1 protein-coding gene is annotated in these 2,669 nt (G+C 47.2%); it reads left to right on the plus strand.

The genetic code is table 11. The features are described 5' to 3' along the window. Window positions 1–2,669 (plus strand): acyl-CoA dehydratase activase-related protein (locus ACI35L_RS03365; protein ID WP_439802247.1); only part of this gene is annotated, 2,669 nt, incomplete at both ends.

Consider the following 2,669-nt stretch of genomic DNA (forward strand, 5'->3'; position numbering starts at 1 on the left):
ATGAAGCTTCGAAATACAGAGGAGCTTGGAGAGAATATCATCGTTCAAGGAGGAACCTTCTATAATGAAGCAGTCCTGCGTGCCTTTGAGAACATCATTGGCAAGGAGGTCATCAGGCCCGATATTGCTGGGATGATGGGGGCATACGGCTGCGCAATCATCGCAAAGGAACAGAGCCGATTGGCTGGATTGAGCGAAAGCGGAATCCTTCGTCTTTCAGAGCTTGATGATTTCACTTATTCTGTCAGCCATAGCCGATGCGGCCGGTGCGGCAATAATTGTGCCTTAACAATCAACCGCTTCAAGGACAAGCGCTTCTTTATCACGGGGAACCGTTGTGAGCGCGGTGCGGGCAAGCCGAGGAAGAAAACGGACCTGCCGAATCTTTATACCTATAAATATGAAAGAATCTTTCAATATGAGCCGCTTTCGGAAGAAGAGGCATTCAGAGGTACGGTTGGCATTCCAAGAGTTTTGAATATGTATGAGAACTATCCATTATGGCATACTTTCTTCACGAAATTGGGCTACCGGATTATACTATCGCCAAAATCCAGCAAGAAGTTATTCGAAACTGGTATGGATTCCATCCCTTCAGAATCAGCCTGTTACCCGGCGAAGCTGTCCCATGGTCATGTGAAGCATCTGGTTGATCAGGGCGTGGACATGATTTTCTATCCATCTGTTGTATATGAGAAGAAGGAGGCTGAGGAAGCAACCAACCATTATAATTGCCCGATTGTGACCTCTTATCCGGAAGTTATCCGCGTCAATGTGGATTCCATTCAGGAAGCGAATATTCCGTATGTACAGCCATTCCTGACCCTTGATAATGAGCGGGCCCTGATTAATGAGATGGCCAAAGCGCTTCCTGATGTGCCGAAGAAAGAAATCAAGACAGCTATCCGGCTCGGTCTTGCTGAACTTGATCTTGCAAAAAGAGACATTCGCGTCAAGGGGGAAGAGACGATTGCCTACCTGAAGGAAACGGGCAAGAAGGGAATCGTCCTGGCAGGCAGGCCTTATCATGTCGACCCGGAAATTAATCATGGTCTGTCTGAGCTAATCACAACCTATGATATGGCTGTGCTAACAGAGGATTCTGTCGCACATTTGGCTGAGCCAGAAACAGACCTGCGCGTCGTTAATCAATGGACGTATCATTCTAGACTTTATAGAGCTGCACGTGTGGCCGCGAAGGAAGAGTCACTTGAGCTTGTGCAATTGACGTCCTTCGGCTGCGGGCTGGATGCAGTCACAAGTGATATGGTAGAGGAAATTCTGGAAGAGAGCGGCAAGATGTACACACTCATTAAGATTGATGAGATCAATAATCTCGGAGCTGCCCGTATTCGTATTCGTTCCTTAAAGGCTGCTATAAAAGAACGGGAGCTGGCTCAAGTGAAGCCGGTTCAGAAAATCAAGCGTCCGCAGGAGCCTGTGAAATTCACGAAAGAGATGAAAAAGGATTACACCATCCTGATTCCTCAAATGTCGCCGATTCATTTCTCTTTATATGAAGCGGTCTTAAATAGTGAAGGCTATAAAGGAGGAGTACTTCCACTCGTTTCGCAGGAGGCTGTAGACGAAGGTCTTCGGTACGTGAATAATGATGCCTGCTATCCGGCTATCCTGACGATTGGCCAATTGGTTCATGCCTTGAAGTCGGGCAAATATGACGTGAATAAGACGGCGCTCATTATGTCACAAACTGGCGGTGCCTGCCGGGCAACGAATTATATCGTCTTATTGAGAAGGGCATTGAAGGATGCCGGAATGGGGCAGGTGCCGGTCATTTCGATGAATACACTCGGTCTTGAGAAACATCCTGGCTTTGATATAAGCCCTTCCATGATTCGCAAGCTGATTGCCGCTACCGTTTATGGAGATGCGCTCATGCGGATGGTCCATCGCGTTCGTCCTTATGAGGCAGTTAAGGGGAGCACAAATGAACTGATGGATAATTGGATCAAGACCTGCAGGGAGTCACTAAGGAAATTCCGCATGAAGGATTATAGGAATTACCTCGTTTCCATGGTAGATAGCTTTGATAGGCTGCCTATCATTGAATCGCATAAACCAAGGGTGGGGATTGTTGGAGAAATTCTTGTGAAGTTTCATCCTGATGCCAATAATCGAATTGTCGAATTGATTGAGCAGGAGGGCGGGGAGGCAGTCATGCCAGATATTCTAGACTTCTTCCTCTATTGTGCATATGATGGACCAGCCCAATTAGGGAAAAGCCGCACATCGGCTGCTGTATACCGTGCTGCTATCCGTTATATTGAGAGCCTCCGCAAGCCCCTTAAGGAAGCTCTGGAGAATAGCACGAGGTTTAGCTCTCCGCACACGATTGATGAGCTTGCTGCGAAAGCTGAAACCATTCTCTCAACTGAAAACCAAGCGGGTGAAGGCTGGTTCCTCACAGGTGAGATGATTGAATTAATTGAGAGCGGTGTACTGAATATTGCTTGTGTTCAGCCATTTGCCTGTCTTCCAAACCATGTGACGGGAAGAGGAATGCTGAAAGGAATAAAGGAAGTATACCCTGATGCAAACATTACAGCAATCGATTATGATGCTAGTGAATCTGCCGTCAACCAAATGAACCGTCTGAAGCTCATGCTTGCAACAGCCTTTAAGAATACGGCGAAGCTGGAGGAAAAGGC

Source organism: Pradoshia sp., from assembly GCF_051873915.1.
GTDB lineage: Bacteria > Bacillota > Bacilli > Bacillales > Pradoshiaceae > Pradoshia.